Raw genomic sequence first — 1,331 nt, 5'->3', positions numbered from 1 at the left:
TGGATTGGCCCCTATATTTCCATACACTTTTTATCACTTAACCCATGACTGGTTCGTCGCCGCAGATATTCCCGTGGCGAACGATACCCCAGTGCACTATGCGGATGCCATTCGTTGTAATGTTCGAAGGCCTCCGCAAGGTTCTTTACCGCTGTTAACCCGTCGGGTTTCGGCATGATGCTGATGTAATCGCGCTTCATCGTTTTCACGAAGCTCTCTGCCATCCCGTTGCTTTCCGGGCTACGTACCGCCGTATGTTTAGGCTCCAGTCCTACCATTCTGGCGAACTGACGCGTCTGATAAGAACGGTAGGCTGAACCGTTGTCTGTCAGCCACTCAACTGGGGATGTCGGCAGGCTGTTACCGAAGCGACGCTCCACGGCACCCAGCATGACGTCCTGCACGGTTTCACTGTCATATCCACCGTTACTGGCCGCCCAGTAAAGTGCCTCGCGATCGCAACAGTCCAGAGCGAACGTGACCCGCAGTTTTTCACCGTTATCACAGCTGAACTCGAAGCCGTCAGAGCACCACCGCTGGTTACTTTCTCCAACGGCCACTTTCCCTGTATGCGCCCGCTTCGATGGCGGTATTTCCGGTTTACGCTCAAGCAGCAGCGCATTCTGACGCATGATGCGGTATACGCGTTTGGCATTGATCACCGCCATGTCGTCAGTTTCTGATTGTCTGCGCAGCAGTGCCCATACCCGACGATAACCATAGGTGGGCAGATCGCCGATAACGGTATGGATACGGGCCAGCGCGTCAGTATCATCAGGCTTGCGCTTGCACCGACGATCCTGCCAGTCCTTCGACCGACGGGCCATGGCATGCAGTTGCGCACGTGAGACCCGGAGGCAACGACTGACAAGGCTTATTCGCCATCCTCCGGCAACAAGGGCACGTGCGCTATCCACTTTTTTTGTCGGCCATATTCAACGGCTTCTTTTAGCAGCTCGTTTTCCATGGTTTTCTTGCCCAACAGGCGCTGCAGCTCTTTAATTTGCTTCATCGCAGATGCCAGCTCCGACGCGGGCACAACCTGTTCTCCTGCGGCAACGGCTGTAAGGCTGCCTTCCTGATACTGCTTACGCCACAGGAACAGCTGACTGGCAGCAACGCCATGCTGACGGGCGACCAGCGACACGGTCATTCCGGGCTCAAAACTCTGCTGAACAATGGCGATTTTTTCCTGAACACTTCGCCGTCTGCGCTTCTCTGGACCTAAAACATCAATCATTCGGACTCCAACGACTAGTCTAAAAACTAGTATTAAGACTATCACTAACTTAAGTGATACCAACTGTCTGGAGATTCAGGGGGCCAGTCTA

At 54.1% G+C, this 1,331-nt stretch carries 1 protein-coding gene; it reads right to left on the bottom strand.

All coding sequences use genetic code 11. The features are described from left to right. Nucleotides 1–11: 11 nt before the first annotated feature. Nucleotides 12–1,240, bottom strand: a protein-coding gene (locus ACMWKA_RS25640; protein WP_110129298.1) for an IS3-like element ISEc36 family transposase whose coding sequence is annotated in 2 segments (ribosomal slippage) — nucleotides 12–925 and nucleotides 925–1,240 — 1,230 coding nt in all. Because the reading frame shifts where the segments join, the coding sequence is not laid out codon by codon here. Between the last annotated feature and the right edge of the window lie 91 nt (nucleotides 1,241–1,331).

Origin of the sequence: Enterobacter sp. 03-F-07-AD-ECC (assembly GCF_047530935.1) — a bacterium.
GTDB lineage: Bacteria > Pseudomonadota > Gammaproteobacteria > Enterobacterales > Enterobacteriaceae > Enterobacter > Enterobacter cloacae.
The sequence above is the reverse complement of the archived record's forward strand: the minus strand, read 5'-3'. Positions and strand labels throughout refer to the sequence as shown.